Genomic DNA, 466 nt, shown 5'->3' with positions numbered 1-466 from the left:
CCTTCCTTTTCGGAGGGACTTTCATTGAGGGTTGTGCTTTGAGGAAGCCGCTAACCTTCGGGTTGGCGGATTTCCCTTCCTTTTCGGAGGGACTTTCATTGAGGGTGCCGAATCACCCATCAGCAGATACGTAGCACGCACAAATTTCCCTTCCTTTTCGGAGGGACTTTCATTGAGGGCGCTGGACGGGCGACGCAGCGAACCATGAAGACCTCATTTCCCTTCCTTTTCGGAGGGACTTTCATTGAGGGGCACTAGGCAAGCTACCAGCCATAGACGAACCCGGCATTTCCCTTCCTTTTCGGAGGGACTTTCATTGAGGGATCCGGGAACGTTGGGGTGAGGCAGGCGTGAAGCGTGATTTCCCTTCCTTTTCGGAGGGACTTTCATTGAGGGAACCTCTCTCACTAACCACCCCAAACCCCCTCAACCCATTTCCCTTCCTTTTCGGAGGGACTTTCATTGA

Annotated in this window: 1 CRISPR repeat array. The window is 53.2% G+C overall.

Annotated features, from left to right (window positions below):
- Nucleotides 1-69: 69 nt before the first annotated feature.
- Nucleotides 70-466: a CRISPR direct-repeat array (repeat unit 33 nt; unit sequence ATTTCCCTTCCTTTTCGGAGGGACTTTCATTGA).

It is taken from the genome of Rothia sp. HMSC061E04 (assembly GCF_001813685.1).
Taxonomy (GTDB): Bacteria; Actinomycetota; Actinomycetes; order Actinomycetales; family Micrococcaceae; genus Rothia; species Rothia mucilaginosa.
This window is presented reverse-complemented; position numbering and strand designations above follow the sequence as displayed.